The sequence below is a fragment of the Massilia sp. Root418 genome (assembly GCF_001425265.1).
Lineage (GTDB): Bacteria > Pseudomonadota > Gammaproteobacteria > Burkholderiales > Burkholderiaceae_D > Rugamonas.
The window spans coordinates 67,482-90,837 of record NZ_LMEC01000023.1 but is presented as its reverse complement, the minus strand read 5'-3'; the positions used below and the strand labels follow the sequence as shown (position 1 = coordinate 90,837).

Here is a 23,356-nt window from a genome sequence, read left to right as displayed (position 1 = left end):
GCAGTAACAGATGAGGGTTAGACTAACTTCCCGTCGGTGGACGGGTATTCGTTCCAGTGCAGCTTTTCGCGCAGCGTGTTGTAGTAGCTCCAGCCTTCCGGATGCAGGAAGGTGATGGCGTGCGGCGAACGCTTGATGATGATGCGGTCCTGCGCCTGCAGGCTGGCGAAGGTCTGCATGTCGAAGTTGACGGTGATGTCGCGCCCGCGCACGATCTCCACCTGGATCTCGCTTGAATCGGGCAGCACGATGGGCCGGTTCGACAGCGCGTGCGGCGCGATCGGCACCAGCACGATGCCGCCCAGGGTCGGATGCAGCAGCGGGCCGCCGGCCGACAGCGCGTAGGCGGTGGAGCCGGTGGGCGTGGAAATAATCAGGCCGTCCGAGCGCTGGTTGTACATGAAGTGGGTGTCCACGTCCACCCGCAGCTCGGCCATGCCGGCGCCCGCGCCGCGCGACACCACCACGTCGTTGACCGCCAGGCCGACATGGATTTCCTTGCCGTCGCGCCGCACGCTGCCTTCCAGCAGGGTGCGCCGCTCGGCCTGGTAGTTGCCGCGCATGATCTGCGCCAGGATGGGCAGCATGCCTTCCAGCGGAATGTCGGTCATGAAGCCGAGCCGGCCCTGGTTGATGCCAATCAGCGGCACGTCGTAGGGCGCCAGCTGGCGCGCCAGGCCCAGCATGGTGCCGTCGCCGCCCATCACGATGGCGGCGCTGGCGTGCCGGCCGATCTCGTCCGGCGTCATGACGGGATAGTCCTGCATGCCCAGGTGCGCCGCCGTCTCGGCCTCCAGCACCACGTGGTGCCCGCCTTCTTTCAGGAAGGCCAGCAGGCTGCGGACCTGGGCTTCGATGCCCGCCGTGTTCTGTCGGACAACCAGGGCAATGGTGGAAAATAAGGCTGGCGTGGCGGGCATAGATCTCTCGGGCGTGATTGGGGGGTAGCAACACTAGTCAGAGTAACCGATAATGCAGCCTTCTGCCATGCATCAACACGCATCCATATACTGTATATGCAAACAGTATAAAACGGCAAGCAACGGAGTGCAAGCCGGGGCACACGGCACAACATCACGACAGGAGAGCGGCATGGCAAAAGCATTGGGCGTGGGCGGGGTCTTCTTCAAATCGCGCAACCCGCAGGCCCTGATGGCCTGGTACCAGGCGCACCTGGGCTTCCCCGGCGAGTCCACCGACTACGCCTCCTTCTTCCCGGCCGCCATGCCGGCCGGCAGCTGCACCACCTTCAGTCCCTTCAAGGACACCACCGGCTACTTCGCGCCGTCCAAGCGCGAATTCATGTTCAACCTGGTGGTGGACAACCTGGACGAGGCCCTGGCCCAGGTGGTGGCCGGCGGCGCCGAACTGGTGGGCGATCCGCAGACCTTCGACTACGGCCGCTTCGGCTGGTTCATGGACCCGGACGGCAACAAGATCGAGCTGTGGCAGCCGGCCGTGGCGCCCGGATAAGCCGGCGCGCACTGCTCAGTGCGCGGCCACGCCCGCGCCCATGGCGATGCCCACCGCGGCCGCCAGCGAGATGCAGTGCGCCAGCATCAGCACGCTCCAGCGCACGAAGATGCCGAACTTGCCGCCGCCGTACACGCGCCGCATGGCCCACGGCAGGTAGCCCACCAGCCAGCAGATCAGCACAAAGGCGGCGAAACTGGTATCGCCCACCAGCTTGATGGCGGCGAACTGCACGAAGGCAAACGCGCTCACGTGCAGGCTGAACAGCAGGTGCTCGCCGTAGCGCCGCCCCGAGCCCAGGTACAGCAGTTTCAGGTACAGCGCGAACAGCGGCAGCAGCGCGAACATGGCGTAGGGGCCGTAGTGGAAGAAGCCGTCCGTGAGCGCCTGCTGGCGCTGCGGCACGGTCATGTGCTCGAAATTGTCCACCGCGCGCGCCACCTTGGGCGCCTCCTCGCGGAAGCGCTGGTCCAGCTGCACCACCTCGCCGGTCTGCTTGTCCTTCACCGCGCCGTTCCTGCGGATCTCATCCTTGATCGACGCCGCCCCCTCGGCCATTTCCTGCACCGCGGCGGGCCGGCTGTCGTTGTCGTTGAGGATCAGCGGCTCGGTGTTGGTGAACTTGAGCAGCGCGAAAAACAGGATGCTCAACGTCAGGTACAGGCGCAGCGGCTCCACGTAGCGCTTGCGGCGCCCGGCCAGGTATTCATTGGTGAGCGCGCCCGGCCGGAACAGCAGCCGCCCGAAAGTGCCCCACAGCCGCCCCTCCAGCGCCACGTAGTGGCCGATGAATTCGTGAGCGAACTCCGCGAAGCTGGGCGCGTGGGTACGTGTTTCCTGGCCACAGTTGTGGCAGTAATTGCCGCTCACGGCAGCGTTACAGTTCAGGCAGCTGGCGGGCGCGGCGTGGTGGTGGTCGGCAAGTTCTGGCTTCACGGCTGAGTTCTCTTATCGGCAACGGAACAAGCGGGAATGTTACCTGAGTTCATGCTAAAGATGCACTATTTCAATAAAGTTCAATTGCGCGACTGCGCCCGGTTCACGGCGCTAAGATGATTCCTCCATGACGACAAGCGAGGCGAATGATGGTTACCGAAGCCAAAGACCGCCAGGTCAACACCGACGCCCAGGTCCGCAGCGACGACGGCAAACGCCTGCCGCACGAGCGCGACGAGTCGCCGGAAGGCCATCCGAACGAGACGCGCAGCGTGATCAAGCAAGCGGCCAGCGACCTGGAACAGGGCCTGGTGGACACCGATCTGCGCGGCACGCCCGGTGTGGAAAAAGTGCAACCCCACGCGCCCGGCGAAGCCCGGCCGCAGCCCGGCAACAAGCGCGACTGACCAACCCCAGTGAAAGCGAAAGGCCAGCCATGAGTTCTCCCGCCGCACCGATCCGCCCCGCCATCGCCATCGCCGCCTTCACCGTGGCCGCGCTGCTGGTGATGGCCAGCGCAGCCGAGGCCCAGCAGTATCCGCCCGGCTACGGGCCGCAGCCGGTGCTGCCCGCGCCCGAGCGCTCGCTGGTGCCCACCGTGAACGTGGCCCCGGTGGCGCGCTGGAGCGCCAGCGCCGCGCCGGTGCCGGCGGCCGGCTTCACGGTGCGCGCCTATGCCCGCGACCTCGACCATCCGCGCTGGGTGTACGTGCTGCCCAACGGCGACGTGCTGGTGGTGGAAACCAATGCCCCGCCCAAGCCGGAGGACAGCAAGGGCATCAAGGGCGCCATCATGAAATCGCAGATGAAGAAGGCCGGCGCCGTCACGCCCTCGGCCAACCGCATCACGCTGCTGCGCGACATCGACGCCAACGGCGTGGCAAAGACGCGCACGGTGTTCCTGTCGAACCTGAACTCGCCGTTCGGGGTGGCGCTGGTGGGCAAGGAACTGTACGTGGCCAACACGGACGCGGTGGTGAAGTTCCCCTACCAGGAAGGCCAGACCGAGATCACCGCCGCCCCCGTGAAGGTGATGGACCTGCCGGGCGGCCCGCTGAACCACCACTGGACCAAGAACATCATCGCCAGCCCGGACGGCAAATTCCTGTACGCCACCGTGGGCTCGAACAGCAACGTGGGCGAGAACGGCCTGGACAAGGAAGAAGGCCGCGCCGCCATCTGGCAGCTGGACCTGGCCACCAGCAAGGCCAGGCTGTTCGCCACCGGCCTGCGCAACGCCAACGGCATGGCCTGGCAGCCGCAATCGAAGGCGCTGTGGACCGTGGTCAACGAGCGCGACGAGCTGGGCAACGACCTGGTGCCGGACTACCTGACCTCGGTCAAGGAAGGCGGCTTCTATGGCTGGCCCTACAGCTACTTCGGCCAGAACGTGGACGCGCGCGTGAAGACGCCCAAGCCGGAGCTGGTGGCCAAGGCCATCGTGCCGGACTATGCCCTGGGCGGCCACACCGCCTCGCTGGGCCTGGCCTTCTACGAAGGCAAACTGTTCCCGGAGCGCTACCAGAACGGCGCCTTCATCGGCCAGCACGGCTCGTGGAACCGCAAGCCGCACAGCGGCTACAAGGTGGTGTTTGTACCGTTTGCCAACGGCCAGCCGTCCGGCCCGCCGCAGGACTTCCTGGCCGGATTCTTGAACCGCGACGGCAAAGCGCAAGGCCGTCCGGTTGGCGTGGCAGTCGATAAAAGTGGCGCCCTGCTGGTGGCCGACGATGTCGGCAACATCATCTGGCGCGTCACGCCGAAATAAAGGGAAGCTAAAAGAAAAGGGAGCTGAAAGAGCACGCACGATGGGCAACCTTCTGCCGGTTTCTGCCCGGCCGGCCTTACTCGATTGGAGACGATAATGAGCTATCTGGACCGAGACACTTTTGGCATTTACCGCGACACCGACAGCGGCCCCGGCCCGCGCCTGATGGGGGCCGACACGCTGATGGGTGAAGACGTGTACAACCGCATGGACGAGGACCTGGGCGACATCAAGGAAATCATGCTCGACATGCAGACCGGCCAAGTCGCATACGCGGTGCTGTCGTTCGGCGGCATCCTGGGCATGGGCGACAAGCTGTTCGCCGTGCCGTTCCAGGCCCTGGAACTGGACACCGTGAACAAGCGCTTCATCCTGGACGTGAGCAAGGAGCGCCTGGAAAACGCCCCCGGCTTTGACAAGGACAACTGGCCGGACATGGCCAGCGCCGAGTTCAGCAACACCATCCACGGCTACTACGGCACCACGCCGGGCGCGGGCTACCGCACCTCCAGCGGCAGCGTGATGGGCTCGGCAAGCAGCACGCTGCAGAGCGACCTGGGCGGCAGCACCTTGCAGGGCGGCACCACCGGCAGCGGCTACAACCCCGGCAACCGCTAAGCCAGCAGGATCGCCGCAAAGCGCATAGAATCCTGCTTTTACAGAGGATTTCTATGCGCATACTGCACACCATGCTGCGGGTCGGCGACCTGCAACGTTCCATCGATTTCTACACCAAGGTGCTGGGCATGACACTGCTGCGCACCAGCGACAATCCCGAATACAAGTACACGCTGGCCTTTGTCGGCTACGGCACCAATCCCGAGCACGCGGAACTGGAGCTGACGTACAACTATGGCGTCACCGAATACGAGCAAGGCACGGCCTACGGCCACCTGGCGATCTCGGCCGACGACATTTACGCCGCTTGCAGCGCCGTCAAGGCCAACGGCGGCAACGTCACGCGCGAACCCGGCCCGGTCAAGGGCGGCAGCACCGTGATCGCCTTCGTCACCGACCCGGACGGCTACAAGATCGAGCTGATCGAGCGCCGGTTCGACGGCCAGGGCGGCGGCCTGCGCTAGCCAGCCGCACCATGCGCGGCGGCCCCCATGTGCGCGACTGGATGCCGGCCTTCTGGCTGGCCTACGACGCCGCCCATGCTGCCGCACGGCCAGGCGAGGCCCTGTTCTCGCGGTTTTTCAAGCCACGGCTGGCGCTCTACCGCGCAGCCGGGCTGGCGCCCGAACCGGCGCTGGTGGACCAGTGGCTGCGCCGCTTCGCGCCCATGGCGGCGCACGCGCGCGCGCGCTCGGCCCGGATGCCGGCAGCCCTGCAGGCGCAGCTGGCCACGTTCCAGGCGGCCTTTCCCGACTTCGACCAGCGCCCGGTAGCGGTGCATTTCCTGCCCTCGCTGTTCCAGTTCGACGCGCACCTGGAACCCTGCGGCGCCACGCTGCCGCTGTACATCGGCATCGACGGCATCCTGTACTACCACGGCGCGGACCCGGGCACGGCGGTACTGTTCAGCCATGAGCTGTTCCACCTGTACCAGGCCCAGCACAATCCCGGCGCGATGCTGGACCCGGCGCCGCCGCTGCATGCGCTGCTGTGGAGCGAAGGCACCGCCACCTACGCCAGCCAGCTGCTCAATCCGCGCGCCACGCGCGGCGAGCTGCTGTTCGACAATGGGCCGCTGCTGCACCTGGCGCCGGGCACGGCGGCACGCATCGCCGCCGACCTGCTGCTGCAGTGCGACTCGGCGCAGGATGCCGACGTGCAGCGCTACTTCAGCACCGGCTACCGCGGCGACATCCCGCCGCGCAGCGGCTACCTGATCGGGCTCGACATCGCCGCGCACGCGCACGCGGGCGGCATGACGCCGCAACGCATGGCCGCCCTGCCCTCCGCCGCGGCGCGCGAGGTGGTGCGGCGCCGGTTGCAGCAGCTGAGCTCGGGGCAAACCCGGCCCTGACACCGCCCCGCTGTCTCCCCGGCAGCGCTGCGCAAGCATTTTCCCGCCCCGTGTGGAAAAGCAGCAACAGCGGCGCGGGGTTCCGCCAAAGCCATTTCCCCCTCCTTTCCCAGCGCCGCCGAGGCGCGCGAAGCCGCATATTTACAGGCCCCGGAAGTTGCTTTTTATTTAAAAGAAACGCCAGCGGTCCGGAGCCGCAGCCGCGCTGTTTCGCATTCTTCTGACCGGCATCAAGGAATATCATAAAAAAATAATATTGACGGAAATTAAACTCATCAATTAGCATCAACCGTCGTTCAAGTTATTAACAAAAACACATAGTCGATATTAAATAAGAAGCCATGCGAAGTTAACTTTCAATAAAGTAGGAAATACCCCGCGCTTTAATCAAGGCGGTTAAATCAGGCAGCAAACAGCAGCTTCAGCAACCGCACAGGCGGCGCTGATGGCAGGGGGTTCTTTTGCCCGCCGCTGCAGGCGCTGCCAGCAATTCATGTGGCGGCATTACTATTGAGACCGCGCGGCCAGCAGTTCCGCGTCATATAAAAGCATTTTCATGACAGCCAACTACAAGCTTTCCTCATATATCGTCCTGACCGACCTGATTAACCCGGAATTCGACAGCGACCCCTCCCGCTTGTTATATGCAACCCGCACGGGCAAAACATTCCTGATTAAAGACAGGGTCTATTCCAATTTAAAAGCCGGTGATTTCACGGCGCTCAACACGCGCCATCTGGCCACCCTGATCGACCTGGAAGCGATCGTGCCGGCGGACGAGGACGAGTTCGCTGAAATACTCAAGCGCAACGTCGCCGCGACGGCCGACACCAAGATCCTGAGCGCCACCATCCAGCCCACCGCGAATTGCCAGCTGGGCTGCACCTACTGCGGCCAGGTTCATTCCAAGAAGAACCTGGACCAGGCCACCAGCGACAAAATCGTCAACCGCATCTTCAGCAACCTGGCCAAGCCGCAATACGAACGCCTGGCCATCCAGTGGTTCGGCGCCGAGCCGCTGATGGCCTACCGCGAAATCCTGTCGATGAGCGAGCGCCTGCGCAGCCACTGCGCCGAGCGCGGCATCCGCTACAGCGCGCACATGATCACCAACGGCCTGAACTTCAAGCCGGCCATCTTCCTCAAACTGGTGGAGCAGCAGATCAAGCACTTCCAGATCACGCTGGACGGCGTGGGCGCCACGCACGACCTGATGCGCATCACCAAGGAGGGCAAGAAGACCTTCGAGATCATCGTGCGCAACATCCTGGAGGTGACCAGCCTGCCCGAGTTCGGCGCCGAGAAATGCGGCATCGCCATCCGCGTCAACGTCAACCGCACCAGCGTGAAAGCCATCTACAAGCTGATCGACCGGCTGGCGCAGTACGGCCTGGGTGGCAAGGGCGTGACCATCGACTTCCAGCCCATCGTGGACTGGGGCGGCAACAATGCCGACGACTACAGCTTGACCAAGGAAGAGTTCGCAGAAGCGGAAATCGACTGGATCATGTACGCCATCCGCAAGGGCTTCAAGTTCAGCAATATCGTGCCGGGCCGCCGCACCCAGCCCTGCATGGTGGTGGAGAAGGACGCCGAGGTGTTCGACGTGTCGGGCAATGTGTTCCCCTGCTACGAGTTTCCCTACACGCCCAAGTACGAGGACGCGCGCTACCGCATCGGCCACGTCGACACCATCGACGCCGTGCGCAACGACAAGGCGGTCACCAAGCAGTGGTACGAGGAAATCAAGACCGACGTGGCGCCCTGCCGCAAGTGCAACCTGCTGCCGATATGCGGCGGCGCCTGTCCCAAGCAATGGCTGAACGGCGACGTGGCCTGCCCGTCCTACAAGGCCAATATCGAGGACAAGCTGCTGCTGAACCACCTGCTCAAGCAGGGCGGCCTGAGCGAAGCGCCAGCGGCGGAGGCGGCATGATGGCGCGCGGCGGTATCCACCCGGCGCAGCCGCCTGGCGACCTGCTCGCCGAGCTGCTGGCCAGCGGCGGCGAGCCGGCCGCGCTGTTCAAGCGCGACCATATTTTCTACGACATCCTGGCCTACTGCAGCGAGGCTGAACCGGCCGCCGGCCAGCTGGACATGATGTACCGCCACAGCCTGATCCGCAAACTGGTGGCCAGCGTGCGGGCCCGGGAAACGGCGCAGATCGCGCACTGGCGTGGCGCGCTGGACGGCGCCACATGGCAGCCGCAATCGGCCACCGCGCGCGCCGGCATCGCCGCGCTGTATCAGCCGGCAGTAGCCTTGCAGGCCTATTACGAAGACCGCTACGAGGAAGCGCTGGCGGGACTGGAGCGCGGACTGGATGCGCTGGGCGAGCTGCACGCCGGCGGCTTCGCGGTGGCCCTGGTGGGCGCTGCCGACCAGCTGCTCAACCTGCTGCGCGCGCACGCCGCCTACCGCCGCGCCGACGCGGCACTGCACAGCGCCATTGAACTGCTGGACCTGCTGTACGGCACCGGCCCTTCCGCGCGCTATCCGCACGGCAGCCTGGAGCAGGCGCTGGACCCGGCCGCGCTGGCGTCCTGCGCCAACCACTACGCCGACGAAGTGCTATTCAAGATCCTCGGCAGCGGCGATACGCAGCTGATTGCGCGGCTGGCCGCCGCCGTGGCCGCGCGCTGCGGCGCCTGGCGCGACAGCCCGGTGCGCCAGGGCTTCCTGCTGCTGGCCGCGCTGCAGTCAGGCGCGCCGATGGTTCCGGGCCAGCTGCCGGGTCCATTGCCGGGCCAGCTGCCGGACCAGCCGGCGGCGCTGCAACTGGCGCCGCTGCCGTCCACGCTGCAATTGCTGCTGCTGACGGCGCTGCTGGACCAGGCGGGGGGGCCGCACGGCCCGCTGGGAGCGGCGGTGCAGGCAAGGCTGGAGGGCTTGCGCCAGGCCGCCCGCATGGACGGCACCGTGCGCGCCGGCGCGGCCCACTGGCTGCAGGCACTGGCGGCGGCGCCGCCGGCCATGCTGGCGGCCTGATCCGGGCCGGCACAAGGGCCGGCACCAGGATCAGCAGCGGCAGCAGCGGCAGCGGCATCAGCAGCGGCATCGGCAGCAGCAGCATCGGCACCATCGCCGGCACGGCCGGCAAGCACATCGACACAGGGACTTCCGGGACGCCAGCGCCCCGGCGGGTAGACACGTATCGCAACGTGGCGCAACGCAACGTCACGCAACGCAACGCAAGGGAGGGCATATGGCAGCGAGCGCAAAGCAGCACGGCACCCCGTCCGGAACGGCGCCGCAACCCCGGCGCATCTGGTGGCGCATCGCGGCGTTGCTGTGCCTCGTGTTCGCCGTCATGCTGGCGCTGCAGGTCTTCCTGAACTATTCGAACTACCGTAAAACCTATCTGAACCTGAACCTGAGCCGCCATCTCGTGCTGGCGAAGGACGTGCGCCAGACCGTGGAAGCGGGCCTGAACCTGGGCCTGCGCCCGACCGCCAACGTGCAGCTGATGGCGGTGCTGGAACGCATCGGCCTGCGCCAGACCGGCATCAGCTACGTCGCCATCGCCGATGATGCCGGCGAGGTGGTGGGCAGCGGCGCGCTACCGGCGCTGAGTCCCGCCGCCTGGCGCGCGCTGGCCGGCAAGGCCACCGCCGACGCCTACTGGCAGGACGCGGACGACGCCACCCTGCAGCTGGGCATGCCTTTCGCCAACAGCTTCGGCGGCAAGGCCGGCGTGATCGTCATCGGCTATGCGCGCGCGCCGGTGGAACAAGCCATCGCCGCCATGCGCACCAAGCTGGCGCTGGACTACCTGGCCGTGGTGGCGCTGGCGGCGCTGTGCGTGAGCGGCGCTGTGCTGCTGATGACGCGCAGCTTCGCCGCCCAGCTGGAACGCCTGGCCGGCGCCATCGCCGGCGCGCTGGCACCGGCCCCGGTGCCGGTTCCGGCCAGCGCGCAGACTGCCGACGGCGCCGGCGGCGACATGGCCGACGACGTGGCGCAGTTCATCGCGGTCAGCCGCGAAGCCGCGCAGGCGCTGGCCCAGGCACAGCACCAGACACAGCAACAGCCCGGCGCCGCGCCGGCGGGAGCGCAGCCATGAAAAGCCTGCAAACCCGGCTGAGCCTGATGGTGGCGGCGCTGATGATACTGGCCACGCTGGCGCTGGCCGCGCTGGTGCTGCGCAACTTCCACCACGACCTGCCGCCGGAGATGGCGCGCACCGTCACCGCGCTCAGCTACTCCGTATCGGATGTGCTGGAAAAAGCCTACGTCAGCGGCATCCCGCTGGAACAGCTGGTGGGCACAGAGGAATTCCTGGACGGCGTGCTGAAGGACCATCCCGCCATCGCCTACGTGGTGGTGGCAGACGCGCGCGGCACTGTGCTGTACCAGCGCGGCCAGCCGCGCTGGCAGGCGCCGCCGCCGCTGCTGGCCCTGTTCGGCCGCGCCGGCAGCGACATCGGCACCGACACCGTGGACGGCTTTTTCAACACCAGCGTGCCCCTGGTGTTCCAGCGCCAGCGGGTCGGCACCCTGCACCTGGGCCAGCGCGCCTCGCTGGTGCAGCAGCGCCTGCAGGAAATCTCCTACGACGTGGCCACCGTGCTGGTGGTGGCCAGCCTGATCGCCTTCGAACTGATGCGCTTCGTGCTGTCCTTCGTCATCGCCACCCCGGCCTGTGCCATGCGCGACTTCCTGCAGCACATCCGCGCCGGCGACTTCCGCCACTACCTGCCGTTTGACCGGCTGGGCGGCGTGGGCCAGCTCAGTGCGCATTTCAACCACGTGGTGGCGGTGCTGAACCAGCGCTACCACGCCCTGGCGGACGGCGCGGCGGCGGCGCGCTTCCGCTTCCACGCGCCGGGCCAGCGCAGCACTCTGTACGCGGCCGCGCTGGACCATATCCGCTGGCCCTTCTTCCTGCTGATCTTCGCGGACTCGCTGTCGCTGAGCTTTTTCCCGGTCTACGTGGGCCAGTTCTACGAGCCCGGCATGGGCCTGGCGCGCGACCTGGTGGTCGGCCTGCCGATCTCGGTGTTCATGTTCGTCTGGGCGCTGTCGATGCCCTGGGCCGGCGCCTGGAGCGATCACGTGGGCCACCGCAAGGCCTTCGTGGTGGGCGCGGCCATCACCACCGCCGGCCTGGTGCTCACGGCCGGCGCGCACAGCCTGTACGACCTGCTGCTGTGGCGCTCGCTGACCGCACTGGGCTACGGCCTGGTGTTCATCACCGCGCAAAGCTACGTCACCGCGCATACCCCGCCGGCGCAGCGCACGCGCGGCATGGCGGTGTTCCTGTCGAGCTTTTTCGCCGGCTCGCTGTCCGGCTCGGCCATCGGCGGCATCCTGTCGGACCGGCTCGGCCACAGCCACACCATCCTGCTGTCCGCTTTGCTGAGCCTGGCTGCCGCCGCCTTCGTGCTGCGCTTCCTGCATGCCGACCCCAACCGCAGCGCGGCGCCGCGCAAAAAGCTCAACCGGCAGGACTTCAAGATTTTGCTGGGCAATAAGCACTTCGTGGCCATCACCTTCCTGGCAGCCGTGCCGGCCAAGATCGCCCTGACCGGCTTCCTGTACTACTCGGCGCCGCTGTACCTGAAACTGCTGGGCAACAACCAGTCCGCCACCGGGCGCGTGATGATGGCCTACGGCCTGGCCATCATCCTGCTCTCGCCGGCCATCGCCAAGGCGGCCGACCGCCTGGGCCGGCTGCGCGGCTTCGTCAGCGTGGGCGGCTACGCGGCGGCGGCGGCCATGTTCGTGATCTATTTCTACGACAGCACGCCGGGCGCGCTGGCCGCCATCACCCTGCTGGGCGTGGCCCACTCGATCGGCGTGTCGCCGCAGCTGGCGCTGATCAACGACTTCTGCCAGGACGTGGTGCAGCAGGTCGGCAGCGGCACGGCCACCGGCATCTTCCGCCTGATCGAACGCTCCGGCAACGTGCTCGGCCCCATCATCGCCGGCCTGCTGATCTCGCAGTTCGGCTTCCGCCAGGCGTTCCTCGGCATCGGCCTGATTTCACTGCTGTGCACGACCTGCTTCACCGGGCTGTTCTTCTGGTTCGAACGTCAACAGGGGCGCGCCGCCCTCTTCCAAGGAAAGGAAACTGGCAATGCTGTTTCGTAATCTCGCACTGTCGCTGTGCCTGTTCGCCTGCGCCGCCGGCGCCCGCGCCGACGGCCCGGCCACCGCCTCGGTGCCGGCCTCCGCTGCGGTTTCCGCGTCCGCCGCCGCGCCGGCGCCGGCCACGGTCAAGCCCTACCGCATCATGATGATCCTGTACCGCGGCGCCACCGACGCCGAGCGCGGCTTCATGGACTACTTCCGCCGCCACAACATCCCGGTCGAGTTCATCGTGCGCGACGCGCAGGCCGACAATGCCCGCATCGCCGGCTTCGTGCGCGAGGCGCGCGAGCTCAGGCCGGACCTGATCTACACCTTCGGCACCACCGTCACGGCCGAAGTGGCCGGCCAGGTCGGCAAGGTGGACCCGGCGCGCAACATCACCGACATCCCGGTGGTGTTCAACATCGTGGCCGACCCGGTCGGCGCCGGCCTGGTGACCAGCATGGCCGCCTCCGGCCGCAACCTGACCGGCGCCTCGCACATGGTGCCGCTGGGCGACCAGATGAAGGCGCTGCAAGCCATGCGCAGCACGCGCACCATGGCCGTGGTGTACAACCCGCAGGAGCGCAACTCGGCGCTGGCGGTGCAGCAGCTGGAGCAGATCGCGCCGCGCTACGGCATGACGCTGGAGATGGCGCCGGTGCCCGACGAAGGGCGCGGCAAGGTGTCCGAGGCGGCCCTGGCGGCGCTGATGCGGCAAGTGGTGGCGAAGAAGCCGCAGTTCATCTACCTGCCGTCGGACTCGCTGCTGATCAAGCACGCGCGCACCGTGGTGCAGGCCGCCTACGCGGCGCAGATTCCCGTGTTTTCCGCCACCGAGGCGCCAATCCGCCAGCACGGCGCCCTGCTGGGCGTGGTCAGCACCTACGCCAACGTGGGCGAGCTGGCCGCCTCCAAGGCCCAGCTCATCCTCAGCGGCCAGCAACAGGTGTCGCAGATCCCGATCGAGCTGCTGAACCGGTTCACCTACCTGGTCAACATGGCCTCGGCGCGCAAGCTGGGCGTGTTCCCGCCGCTGTCGGTGGTCAAGCTGGCCGAGCTCATTTCGCCGGCCGAGGCAGCCGACGCGCGCGAGTAGGCGCAGCGCGGAACCCGTTACGCAGTCCCTGTTTCTTCTTGCAAGAAAAGACCGATCAGGCTTGATGTCTTAAAACTAGCAGTCGTTACTTCTGAAGGTAGACAACATGAGCAATAAAAATCTGGCCAATGAACTGGGCGACAAACTGAAAGAAGCACTGGTCAAGACCGGCCACACCGGCCCGGTGCAAGACCTGGAACTGACCGATTCCGAGCTGGACGACGTGGCCGGCGGCGGCTCCTGCGGCGCCATGTGCCAGTCGTTCTCGCTGGCCTAAGCATCCGTTTCCCTCAACCCGACTGACAGGACCATCATGAGCAACAAACAATTGAACGAGACCCTGGCCACCACCCTGAACCAGGCCGACGTGCCAGCCACGCAGGACGTGGAACTGACCGACGCCGACCTGGACGACGTGGCGGGCGGCGGCTCCTGCGCCGCCATGTGCGGCACCTTCTCGCTGGCCTGACAGCCCTTTTCCCCTTTTTTAAACGGAGCACACCATGAGCAACAAACAACTGAGCGACGCCCTGAAAGACACCCAGCCGCAACAAGAGCAAGACCTGGAACTGACCGACACCGAACTGGATGACGTGGCCGGCGGCGGCTCCTGCGCCGCCATGTGCGGCACCTTCAGCCTGATGGATAACTAAGCAGCGCTGACGCGGGCGGCCGCGCTGCGCCGCCGCCCGCCCGACGTACTACCGAACACCGAATTCGAATCCGATTTCCCGACCGATGCTGATGCATCCCGAATAGCCGCACCCTATCCGAACATGGCCGACGCAATGCCGACACCGCCTCCCGCTGCATCCGCCGCACCAGCGCGCCGCCTGCTGGCCGCGCTGGCGCTGGCCTGCGCGGCGGTCCCCGCCGGCGGCGCACAGGCCGCGCCGCTGCAGCTGGCCGACGCGCTGGCGCAGGCGCTGGCCCGGCATCCCGGCATCGCCGTGCAGCGCAGCGAGATCGACGCCGCCGCCGCCCGGCTGCAACAGGCCCGGGGCCGCTTCGACTGGCTCAGCGCCGCAGGCGTGCACCACGAGCGCACCGTGCGCCCGCTGGGCGACAGCGCGCTGGTCCCGCCGGACGGGCTGACCCAGTCGCGCCTGATCGCCACCGGCTACCAGGCCGAGGTGAGCCGCCTGCTGGCGCAGGGCGCGCGCGTGGGCGCCGGCCTGGCGGCCACCGGCAACGACAACCTGGCGCCGGGCGCGGCGCGCGTGCAGCAAAAGCTGCTGGAGCTGCGCCTGGACGTCACCCAGCCGCTGCTGCGCGGACGCGGCAGCGCGGCCGGCGCGGCCGCCGCCGAGGAGGCGGCGCGGCTGGAACTGGTGGCCAGCCGTTACGCCTTGCGCGAGCGCGCCGCCCAGACCATCTACAGCGTGCTGACGGCCTACTGGACCTACCGCGCGCGGCTGGAGCTGGAGCAGGTGGCGGCCAGCAGCGCGCAGCGCAGCACCGCCCTGCTGGCCTCGATCCAGCAACTGGTGGACGCCGGCGAACGCCCGCGCGCCGACATGGTGCTGCTGCGCGCCGACGCCGCCGACAAGGAAGCCGCCTTGGCCGCCGCTGCACTGTCGCGCAGCGAGGCGCGCGACGCGCTGGGCCGCCTGCTGGGCGCTGACGCGGCCGCCATCGCCGCGCTGGCCGAGCCGGCCGAGGCGCTGCCGGACCCGCTGCAGCACACCCTGCCCGAGGCGCTGCCGGCGCCCCGCCTGGCCGCCTGGCGCAGCGCGGCCCGCGCGCGCCGGCCCGACGTACAAGTGCTGGCCTGGCAGCGCGAGGCCGCACTGCGCCAGCTGGCCGCGGCGCGCAACGCCCAGCTGCCCCAGCTCGACCTGCAGGCCGGCCTGGGCTACGCCAAGGTCATGGAGGGCGGCCGCCACTACGGCTTCCTGGACCAGGGCGGCCGGGTGCAGTCCGGCCCCTCCGTGTACGCCCGCCTGAACTGGGAATTCCCCCTGCAAAACAACAGCGCGCGCGGCGCCGCCGCCGAGCGCGCCGCCCAGCTGGCCCAGCTCGACATCCGCCAGCGCGACTTGGACACCGCCGTGGCCACCGAGATCGACGGCGCCGCGCGCGCCCTGCAAGCCAGCCAGGCGCAGCTGCGCAGCGCGCGCGAGGGCCTGGCCTGGTACGAGCTGGCGGTGAGCCAGGAAATCACCAAGCAGAAAAACGGCATCGCCACGCTGATCGACGTGATCAACGTGGAGAGCCGCTACGTCAGCGCGCGCGTCACCGCCCTGCAGCTGCAGCTGGCCTGCGCCGAGGCGCTGGCGCGGCTGCGCCTGGCCACCGGCACGCTGCTGGCCGGCGGCCCGTCCGCCGCCGCCGAGCCGGACCGCTACAGCCTGGACCCGGCCGCGCTGGCCGGCCTGGGCCCGCTGGCGCTGGCGCCGCCGCCCGATTGACCCTCAACCCAACTGTCCCCATGACCAAAGGCATTTTCCGGCCAGCCGCGCTGGCCCGCTTATCCTCCCCCGAGGAACTCGACCGCCTGCTGCAGGTGACCACGCCGCGCGGCTGGCTGGCGCTGGCCGGCATCGGGCTGCTGCTGCTGGCGGCGGTGCTGTGGTCGGTGTTCGGCAAGCTGCCCACCAAGCTGCCCGGACAGCAGTGCATGCTGCTCAAGCACGGCGGCGTGGGGGTGCTGACCACGGCCGCCAGCGGCCGCCTGTCGGACCTGTCGGTGGAGGTCGGCGACCGGGTGGCGGCGGGCCAGATCGTCGGCCGTCTGGAACAGGGCGACCTGCTCAAGAAGATCCACGCCGCCGAGAGCCGGGTGCGCGAAGTGCAGGCGCAGTACCAGCAGGCGCAGGCCATGGCCGAGCAGGGCGCGGCGCTGCGCGCAGCCACCGCGCGCCAGCAGCGCCAGAGCCTGGGCGAGCACCTGGCCTCGGCGCGCCAGCGCACCGGCCTGCTGCGCGAGCGCATCGCCACCCAGGGCGCGCTGCTGGACCAGGGCCTGATCACGCGCCAGACCCTGATCGCTTCGCAGCTAGAGCTGACCGCCGCCCAGCTTGAAGAACAGAACGTGCTGGGCCAGTTCAAGCAGCTGGACGTGACGGTGCTGGAGCAGCAGAAGCAGAGCAGCAACGAGCTGGTGCTGGCGCGCAACGCGCTGGAGGACGCGCGCCGCGGGCTGGACCTGATGGTGCGCGAGACGCGCGAGTTCAACGCCGTGGTCAGCCCGTACAGCGGGCGGGTGCTGGAGATCAAGGCCAGCGAGGGCCAGCTGGTCGAGCGCGGCACGCCGCTGCTCAGCGTGGAGGCCTCCGGCATCGACGCCAACGAGATCGAGGCCTACCTCTACCTGCCGGCGCTGGACGGCAAGAAGGTGGCGCGCGGCATGCGCGTGGAAATCAGCCCCAGCACCGCCAAGCGCGAGGAGTTCGGTTTCCTGCCGGCCTACGTGTCGGCGGTGGCGGACTACCCGTCCACCGACCAGGGCCTGATGCGGGTGTTCGGCAACGACAAGCTGGTGCAGCAGCTGAGCGGAGCGCAAGCGCCGATCCAGATCCGCGCCGCGCTGCAGCCGGCGCCGGGGAACGCCAGCCGCTACCGCTGGTCGACCCGCACCGGGCCGCCCTTCCCGCTGCAAAGCGGCACCTCGTGCTCGGCCCTGATCACCATCGCCGAGCAGCGCCCCATCGAACTGCTGATCCCGCTGCTGAAAAAAGCCGCGGGCCTGGACTAGTGCGCCCGTTGCTGCTGCAGGCGGCGCGGGCGCTGCTGGCACTGAAACCGCGCTGGCGCCGCCTGGCCCCGCGCCGGCCGGCGCGCTCGCCGTCGGTGCTGCAGATGGAGGCGGTCGAGTGCGGCGCGGCCGCGCTGGCCATGGTGCTGGCCTTTTACCGCAAATACGTGCCGCTGGAGGAACTGCGGGTGGCGTGCGGCGTGTCGCGCGACGGCAGCAAGGCGCTCAACGTGGTGCGCGCCGCGCGCGGCTACGGCATGGAGGCGCGCGGCCTGCGCAAGGAACCGGCCGAACTGCGCGCCATGCCCATGCCGCTGATCGTGTTCTGGAACTTCAACCACTTCCTGGTGGTGGACGGCTTCGACGGCGACCAGGTCCTGCTGAACGACCCGTCCATGGGGCGGCGCACCGTGAGCGCCGAGGAGTTCGACCAGAGCTTCACCGGCGTGGTGCTCAGCTGCGTGCCCGGCCCCGGCTTCGTGCCCTCGGGGCGTCCGCCCAGCCTGCTGGCCAGCCTGCGCCGCCGGGTGCGCGGCGCCGGCGGCGCGCTGGGCTACCTGGTGCTGGCGGGCCTGGCGCTGGCGCTGCCCGGGCTGGTGCTGCCGGCTTTCACCTCGGTGTTCATCGACCGTGTGCTGGTGGGCGGGCTGCAGTCCTGGGCCGCGCCGCTGGTGGCCGGCATGGCCGCCACCGCCGCGCTGATGGCCGCGCTCACCGCGCTGCAGCAGCACTACCTGCTCAAGCTGGAAATGCGCATTGCGCTGCGCAGCGCGGCGCACTTCTTCTGGCACGTGCTGCGCCTGCCGATCGGCTATTACCACCAGCGCTCGGCCGGCGAGATCGGGGCGCGCGTGGGCCTGAACGACCGCGTGGCGCATGTGCTGTCGGCAGAGCTGGTGTCCGGCCTGCTCAGCGTGCTCACCGGCCTGTTCTTCGCCACCGTGATGCTGTTCTACGACGTGGCCATGAGCCTGGTGTCCATCGGCATCGCCGCGCTCAACGTGCTGGTGCTGCGGCTGGTGGCGCGCCAGCGCACCGAGCTGAACCAGAAGATGTCGATCGACGCCGGCAAGGTCATGGGCACGTCCATGAACGGCCTGCTGCTGATCGAGACGCTCAAGGCCTCCGGCACCGAGGCCGACTTCTTCAGCCGCTGGGCCGGCTACCAGGCGCGCCTGATGAACTCCATGCAGGAGATGAGCCGCAGCTCCATCGTGCTGGACCTGCTGCCCAAGTTCCTCACCGCCGCCAGCGCCGCGCTAATCCTCGGCCTGGGCGGGCTGCGCGTGATGGACGGCGACCTGACCATCGGCGCGCTGGTGGCTTTCCAGGCCCTGTCGGCCAGCTTCGTGGCCCCGGTCAACGCGCTGGTGGCGCTGGGCGGGCGCCTGCAAGCCTTCCAGGGCGACATGGACCGGCTCGACGACGTGCTGCGCAGCAGCTGCGAGGACGCCAGCGCCGACGGGCCGCCGCCGGACAGCCCCAAGCTGAGCGGCGCGCTGGAGTTCCGCAATGTCACTTTCGGCTACAGCCGCCTGGAGCCGCCGCTGCTGGAGAATTTCAACCTGGTGCTGCAGCCGGGCCAGCGGGTGGCGCTGGTGGGCGGCTCGGGCTGCGGCAAGTCCACCCTGGCCAAGCTGGTGGTGGGGCTGTACCAGCCGTGGGACGGCGCCATCCTGTTCGACGGCCGGCCGCGCCAGGAATGGCCGCGCCAGCAGCTGCTCAACTCGCTGGCTGCGGTGGACCAGGACGTGGCGCTGTTCAGCGGCACCGTGCGCGACAACCTCACCATGTGGGACAGCACCGTGGCCCAGGCCGACCTGCTGCAGGCCGCGCGCGACGCCTGCGCCCACCAGATGATCGCGGCGCGCCCTGGCGGCTACGACAGCGTGGTCGACGAGGGCGGCGCCAACTTCAGCGGCGGCCAGCGCCAGCGCCTGGAGATCGCGCGCGCGCTGGTGGGCAACCCCACCCTGCTGGTACTGGACGAGGCCACCAGCGCGCTCGACCCGCTCACCGAGCAGACCGTGGACGGCCACCTGCGCCGGCGCGGCTGCAGCTGCCTGGTGGTGGCGCACCGCCTGAGCGCGGTGCGCGACTGCGACGAAATTATCGTGCTCGAACGCGGCAAGGTACGCGAGCGCGGCACCCACGAGCAACTGATTGCCCTGCAGGGCAAGTACGCGGAGCTGATCGCCAATGAATGACCGTCTCCCCTCCGGCCTGCAGCAGCGCCTGCGGCAACTGGGCCAGGCCGGCGCCGCCGGCGCGCCGGCCAGCCAGGCCGAGGGCGCGGCGGCCTGGCTGGCCGAGCACGGCGGCGCCGACGTGTTCCTGGTGGCGCCGGGCGGCCAGCGCCACCACCTGCTGGGTGCCGCGCCCGGCCAGCCGCTGCTGCTGGCGCCCTGCCCGGCCGGACTGGCGGCCGGCTGGCAGCTGGCGCTGGTGCCGGCGGCCGGCGCGCGGCTGCGCCAGGTGGCGCGGGACGACCTGCTGGCGCTGCTGGACCAGGCCGATACCAGTCAGGCCGCCGAGCTGCTCGACCAGCTGGCCGCGCCACTGGCCGGCGCCTGGCCCGCGCCGCCGCCCGGCAGCGTGGCGCTGCAGGGGCCGGCGCACGCCGCACCGGCCGAGGGCACGCCGGCCTGCGTGCACAGCGAGCGCAGCGGCCTGTGGGCGCTGCCGGCCGCCGGCCAGGCCGGCTATGCGGGCGCGGCGCCGTGCGGCGTGGGCGAGGTGCTGGCCGTGCCGCCGGGCAGCTGGCTGGAGCTGGCGGTCGGCGGGACGCTGGAGCTGCAGCACACCGCCGAGCTGTACCAGCGGCTGCCGCCGGCGCGCCTGCTCGATGCGCTCGGCAGCCTGAGCGCCGCGCTGTGCAGCCAGGCTATCGCGGCGGCCGGGCAGCGCCAGCAGCAGGAACTGGCGCGCCTGCAGCGCCAACGCCAACTCAACGGCGAAGCCATGGCCGGCGCGCTGGACGGCATGGCCGCGCTGATCCGCGGCGGCACGCCGGCCGCGCCGGCGGGCGACGCCGACAACCGCCTGCTGGCGGCCTGCCGCCTGGTGGGCGCGCACGCCGGCATCGCGTTCCCGGCGCCGCCGCCTTCGGCCGGCCCGGCCGGCGGCAAGCTGGCCGCCCTCACGCGCGCGGCCGGGGTGCGCATGCGCATGGTGGTGCTGCGCGACGGCTGGTGGCGCCACGACAGCGGCGCCCTGCTGGGCCTGACCGAGGACAAGCAGCCGCTGGCGCTATTGCCCGAGCCGGGCGGCGGCTACCGCATCTGCGATCCGGTCAGCGGCGAGCAGCGCCGGGTGGACGCGGCCAGCGCCGAAACGCTGCTGCCGCACGCGTATATGTTCTACCGCAGCCTGCCGGCGGCGCCGCTGGCGTGGACCGACCTGGTGCGCTTCGTGGCGCGCGAGACGCGCGGCGACCTGCCCACCATTGCCGCCATCGCGCTGGCCAGCACCGTGCTGGCCATGGCCATCCCGCTGGCCAGCGGCCACCTGTTCGACAGCGTGTTCCCGGCCGCCGACCGGGGCCAGATGGTGCAGGTGGTGGCCATGCTGTTCGTGGCCAGCCTGGTCACGCTGATGCTGGAGGCCGCGCGCGCCGTGGCCACCTTGCGCATCGAGGGCAAGGCCGGCAGCAGCCTGCAGGCGGCCGTGTGGGACCGCGTGCTCAAGCTGCCGGTGCCTTTCTTCCGGCGTTACACGGCGGGCGACCTGGCCACCCGCATCAACGGCATCAACGAGATCCGCCAGGCGCTGTCGGGCACGGTGATCGCCAGCATCATCAATAGCGTGTTCTCGCTGTGCAACCTGCTGCTGCTGCTGCACTACAGCGCCCGCCTGGCGCTGCTGGCGCTGGCGCTGCTGGCCGTGGCGATAGCGGTCAACCTGGCGCTCGGCTACGCCAGCCTGCGCGTGACGCGCGTGGCCGGCGAGCTGCGCGGACGCCTGGCCGGCCAGGTGTTCGAGTACCTGGGCGGCATCGCCAAGCTGCGCATGACCGGCGCCGAAAGCCGCGCCTTCGCCAACTGGGCGGCGCGGTTCACCGAGCACAAGCGCCACGCGCTGCGCGCCGGGCGGCTGGCCAACGCCAGCGCGGTGTTCGGCGCCGCCTTCCCGGTGGCCGCCTCGGCCATGCTGTTCGGCGGCATTGCCGCCATGCTGGCCGAGCCGGAGACGGCGCGCCTGTCGAGCGGCGACTTCATCGCCTTCAACGCGGCCTGGACCGTGCTGCTGGCGGCCGCGCTGTCGCTGGTGCGCACCGGCATGGACGTGCTGTCGATCGCCTCCACCTACGAACGGGCCCAGCCCATTTTGCTGGCGCAGCCAGAAATGGATGCCAGCCAGGCCGATCCTGGCGAGCTGAGCGGGGCGATCGAACTGAGCCACGTGAGCTTCGCCTACGCGCCCGGCAGCCCGCCGGTGCTGGACGACCTGTCGCTGGCCATCGCCCCGGGCGAGTTCATCGCGCTGGTGGGCGCGTCCGGCTCGGGCAAGTCGACCCTGCTGCGCCTGCTGCTCGGCTTCGAGCAGCCCAGCCACGGCGGCATTTATTACGACGGCCACCTGCTCAGCGACATCAACATCGGCAGCCTGCGCCGCCAGCTGGGCGTGGTGCTGCAAAGCGGGCGCCTGGCCGGCGGCGACATCTTCAGCAATATCGCCGGCGGCAGCACGCTCACCTTGGACCAGGCCTGGGCTGCCGCGCGCGCCTGCGGGCTGGAGGAAGACATCCAGGCCATGCCGATGGGCATGCACACCATCATCAGCGACGGCGGCGGCACCCTGTCGGGCGGCCAGCGCCAGCGCCTGCTGGTGGCGCGCGCCCTGGTGCACCAGCCGCGCATCCTGTTCTTCGACGAGGCCACCAGCGCGCTGGACAACCGAAGCCAGGCCATCGTCAGCGCCAGCATGGAGCAGCTGAAGGCGACCCGGGTAGTGATCGCGCACCGCCTGAGCACCGTCCGCAACGCCGACCGCATCTACGTGCTGGAACGGGGCCGCATCGCCGAGTGCGGCAACTACGACGAACTGATGGCGCGGGACGGCGTGTTCGCCAGCCTGGCCAAGCGGCAACTAGTGTAAAGGACCGATATGAACAAGAGACGCCGGGCGGCCGCCCTGCCGCTGCTGGGATTGCTGGAACTGCTGGGCTTGCCGGGCTTGCTGGCCTTGGGCGGTTGCGACGAGCAGCCCGCCGCGCGCCGCCGCGCCGAGCGGCTGGCCGCGCCGCAGGCCGAGCTGCTGGTGGCCGTGGCCTGGCCGCTGAACTCCAGCAAGGCCGCCATGGTGGACGGGGTGCGGCTGGCGCAGGAGGAGATCAACGCCGCCGGCGGCGTGCTGGGCGGGCGCAAGATCCGCCTGCTGGTCAAGGACGATGCCAGCTCGCTGTCCACCGGGCGCCAGGTGGCGCAGGAGATCGCCGACAACCTGGACGTGGCGGCCGTGATCGGCCACCTGAACACCTACGTGGCCGCACCCGCCTCGCAAATCTACGAGCGCGCCGGGCTGCTGATGATCACGCCGGGCGCCAGCGGCCAGAAGGTCACCGAACAGGGCGGGCGGCTGGTGTTCCGCAGCCTGCCCAACAACCGCGACCAGGCGCGCCAGATCGGCGACTACGCGCTGGCCCAGGGCTACAAGCGGGTAGCCATCTACTACATCAAGAACGACTACGGCAACGACCTGGCCAACTGCTTCGAGCAGCGCGCCCACGAGCTGGGCATCGTGGTGGCGGACCGCCGCTCCTACTCTATGGAGGCCAACGAGCACCGCACCTTGATGGCCGACTGGTCCACGCTGCTCAAGACCGACGCCATCTTCCTGATCGGCTCCATGCCGGACAGCCCGGTCATCATCCGCGAGGCGCGCGCGGCCGGGCTGCGGGTGCCGGTGTTCGGCGGCGCGGGGCTGGACTCGCAGGAACTGATCGCGCGCGGCGGGCGCGACATCGAGGGCACGGTGATTTTCTCGCTGTTCAGCGCCGACGATCCCAGTCCGCAGGCGCGCGCCTTCGCGGCGCGCTACCGGCAGCGCTACGGCAGCCTGCCCGACAGTTCCGCCGCCCAGGGCTACGACGCCCTGCAGCTGCTGGCGCACGCGGTGCGGCAGGCCAACAGCGCGGTGCCCGAACAGATGGCGGCGGCGCTGCGCGCCACGCGCGGCTGGCAGGGCGCCACCGGCAGCCACGTCTACAACGACAAGGGCGACCCGGTGGCCAAGCGCCTGGCCAAGGTGGTGGTGCGGAACGGCCGCTTCGAGTATTTCGACGCGGCCCCGCCGGCAGGGCCGGCCTGGTCGGCGCTGCCCTGAGCGCGGCCCCCAGTC

General features: G+C 69.2%; 21 protein-coding genes. 19 read left to right on the top strand and 2 right to left on the bottom strand.

What is annotated here, in order from left to right; genetic code table 11:
• Positions 1–17 precede the first annotated feature (17 nt).
• Entirely contained in the window at positions 18–920 is a 903-nt protein-coding gene (locus ASC94_RS23890; RefSeq protein WP_056401780.1) for an NAD kinase, read from the bottom strand.
• 172 nt (positions 921–1,092) lie between these two features.
• Here ASC94_RS23890 and ASC94_RS23885 point away from each other — a divergent pair, with 172 nt between their 5' ends.
• Positions 1,093–1,473 (top strand): VOC family protein, encoded by a 381-nt coding sequence (locus ASC94_RS23885; protein WP_056401777.1) that lies wholly within the window; start codon positions 1,093–1,095, stop codon positions 1,471–1,473.
• Positions 1,474–1,488: 15 nt separating this feature from the next.
• Here the strand turns inward: ASC94_RS23885 and ASC94_RS23880 are convergent, their stop codons facing one another.
• Complete coding sequence (locus ASC94_RS23880) at positions 1,489–2,409, bottom strand: DUF3667 domain-containing protein (protein WP_056401774.1); 921 nt, start codon at positions 2,407–2,409, stop codon at positions 1,489–1,491.
• Between the two features lie 146 nt (positions 2,410–2,555).
• On the opposite strand from ASC94_RS23880, the gene ASC94_RS23875 reads away from it, so the two are divergent.
• From ASC94_RS23875 to ASC94_RS23805, 18 genes are all read left to right on the top strand, one after another.
• Complete coding sequence (locus ASC94_RS23875; protein WP_229417386.1) at positions 2,556–2,816, top strand: hypothetical protein; 261 nt, start codon at positions 2,556–2,558, stop codon at positions 2,814–2,816.
• Positions 2,817–2,845: 29 nt separating this feature from the next.
• The gene (locus tag ASC94_RS23870) at positions 2,846–4,177 is read left to right on the top strand and encodes a sorbosone dehydrogenase family protein (RefSeq protein WP_056401772.1); all 1,332 of its coding nucleotides are present in this window, start codon (positions 2,846–2,848) and stop codon (positions 4,175–4,177) included.
• Between the two features lie 96 nt (positions 4,178–4,273).
• Positions 4,274–4,795, top strand: a complete 522-nt coding sequence (locus ASC94_RS23865) for a PRC-barrel domain-containing protein (protein ID WP_056401769.1) — start codon at positions 4,274–4,276, stop codon at positions 4,793–4,795.
• A gap of 53 nt (positions 4,796–4,848) precedes the next feature.
• Positions 4,849–5,259, top strand: coding sequence for a lactoylglutathione lyase (gene gloA, locus ASC94_RS23860; RefSeq protein WP_082616800.1), 411 nt, complete (start codon positions 4,849–4,851; stop codon positions 5,257–5,259).
• Between the two features lie 11 nt (positions 5,260–5,270).
• Complete coding sequence (locus tag ASC94_RS23855; RefSeq protein WP_056401766.1) at positions 5,271–6,149, top strand: hypothetical protein; 879 nt, start codon at positions 5,271–5,273, stop codon at positions 6,147–6,149.
• Between the two features lie 556 nt (positions 6,150–6,705).
• The gene (locus ASC94_RS23850; RefSeq protein ID WP_056401764.1) at positions 6,706–8,085 is read left to right on the top strand and encodes a radical SAM/SPASM domain-containing protein; all 1,380 of its coding nucleotides are present in this window, start codon (positions 6,706–6,708) and stop codon (positions 8,083–8,085) included.
• Positions 8,082–9,137, top strand: a complete 1,056-nt coding sequence (locus ASC94_RS23845) for a hypothetical protein (RefSeq protein ID WP_056401761.1) — start codon at positions 8,082–8,084, stop codon at positions 9,135–9,137. Before ASC94_RS23850 ends, ASC94_RS23845 begins: the two co-directional genes overlap by 4 nt.
• A 217-nt stretch (positions 9,138–9,354) precedes the next feature.
• The gene (locus tag ASC94_RS23840; RefSeq protein ID WP_157201565.1) at positions 9,355–10,212 is read left to right on the top strand and encodes a hypothetical protein; all 858 of its coding nucleotides are present in this window, start codon (positions 9,355–9,357) and stop codon (positions 10,210–10,212) included.
• Positions 10,209–12,242, top strand: a complete 2,034-nt coding sequence (locus tag ASC94_RS23835; protein ID WP_056401757.1) for an MFS transporter — start codon at positions 10,209–10,211, stop codon at positions 12,240–12,242. Before ASC94_RS23840 ends, ASC94_RS23835 begins: the two co-directional genes overlap by 4 nt.
• Positions 12,229–13,320: an ABC transporter substrate-binding protein gene (locus tag ASC94_RS23830; protein WP_056401754.1), complete on the top strand. Its 1,092-nt coding sequence runs from the start codon at positions 12,229–12,231 to the stop codon at positions 13,318–13,320. Before ASC94_RS23835 ends, ASC94_RS23830 begins: the two co-directional genes overlap by 14 nt.
• Positions 13,321–13,426: 106 nt before the next feature.
• The gene (locus ASC94_RS32755) at positions 13,427–13,597 is read left to right on the top strand and encodes a hypothetical protein (protein WP_157201564.1); all 171 of its coding nucleotides are present in this window, start codon (positions 13,427–13,429) and stop codon (positions 13,595–13,597) included.
• Positions 13,598–13,633: 36 nt separating this feature from the next.
• Entirely contained in the window at positions 13,634–13,789 is a 156-nt protein-coding gene (locus ASC94_RS32750) for a hypothetical protein (protein ID WP_157201563.1), read from the top strand.
• A gap of 34 nt (positions 13,790–13,823) precedes the next feature.
• Positions 13,824–13,973 (top strand): hypothetical protein, encoded by a 150-nt coding sequence (locus ASC94_RS32745; protein WP_157201562.1) that lies wholly within the window; start codon positions 13,824–13,826, stop codon positions 13,971–13,973.
• A 135-nt stretch (positions 13,974–14,108) separates the two neighbouring features.
• Entirely contained in the window at positions 14,109–15,731 is a 1,623-nt protein-coding gene (locus tag ASC94_RS23825) for a TolC family protein (RefSeq protein WP_162251449.1), read from the top strand.
• A 20-nt stretch (positions 15,732–15,751) separates the two neighbouring features.
• Positions 15,752–17,017, top strand: a complete 1,266-nt coding sequence (locus ASC94_RS23820; RefSeq protein WP_056401749.1) for an NHLP bacteriocin system secretion protein — start codon at positions 15,752–15,754, stop codon at positions 17,015–17,017.
• Entirely contained in the window at positions 17,017–19,224 is a 2,208-nt protein-coding gene (locus ASC94_RS23815; protein WP_200955813.1) for an NHLP family bacteriocin export ABC transporter peptidase/permease/ATPase subunit, read from the top strand. The genes ASC94_RS23820 and ASC94_RS23815 overlap by 1 nt, the downstream gene beginning before the upstream one ends.
• Positions 19,217–22,114 (top strand): NHLP bacteriocin export ABC transporter permease/ATPase subunit, encoded by a 2,898-nt coding sequence (locus ASC94_RS23810; RefSeq protein ID WP_056401746.1) that lies wholly within the window; start codon positions 19,217–19,219, stop codon positions 22,112–22,114. The genes ASC94_RS23815 and ASC94_RS23810 overlap by 8 nt, the downstream gene beginning before the upstream one ends.
• Before the next feature lie 9 nt (positions 22,115–22,123).
• Positions 22,124–23,341, top strand: a complete 1,218-nt coding sequence (locus ASC94_RS23805; RefSeq protein ID WP_056401743.1) for an ABC transporter substrate-binding protein — start codon at positions 22,124–22,126, stop codon at positions 23,339–23,341.
• Positions 23,342–23,356: the final 15 nt, after the last annotated feature.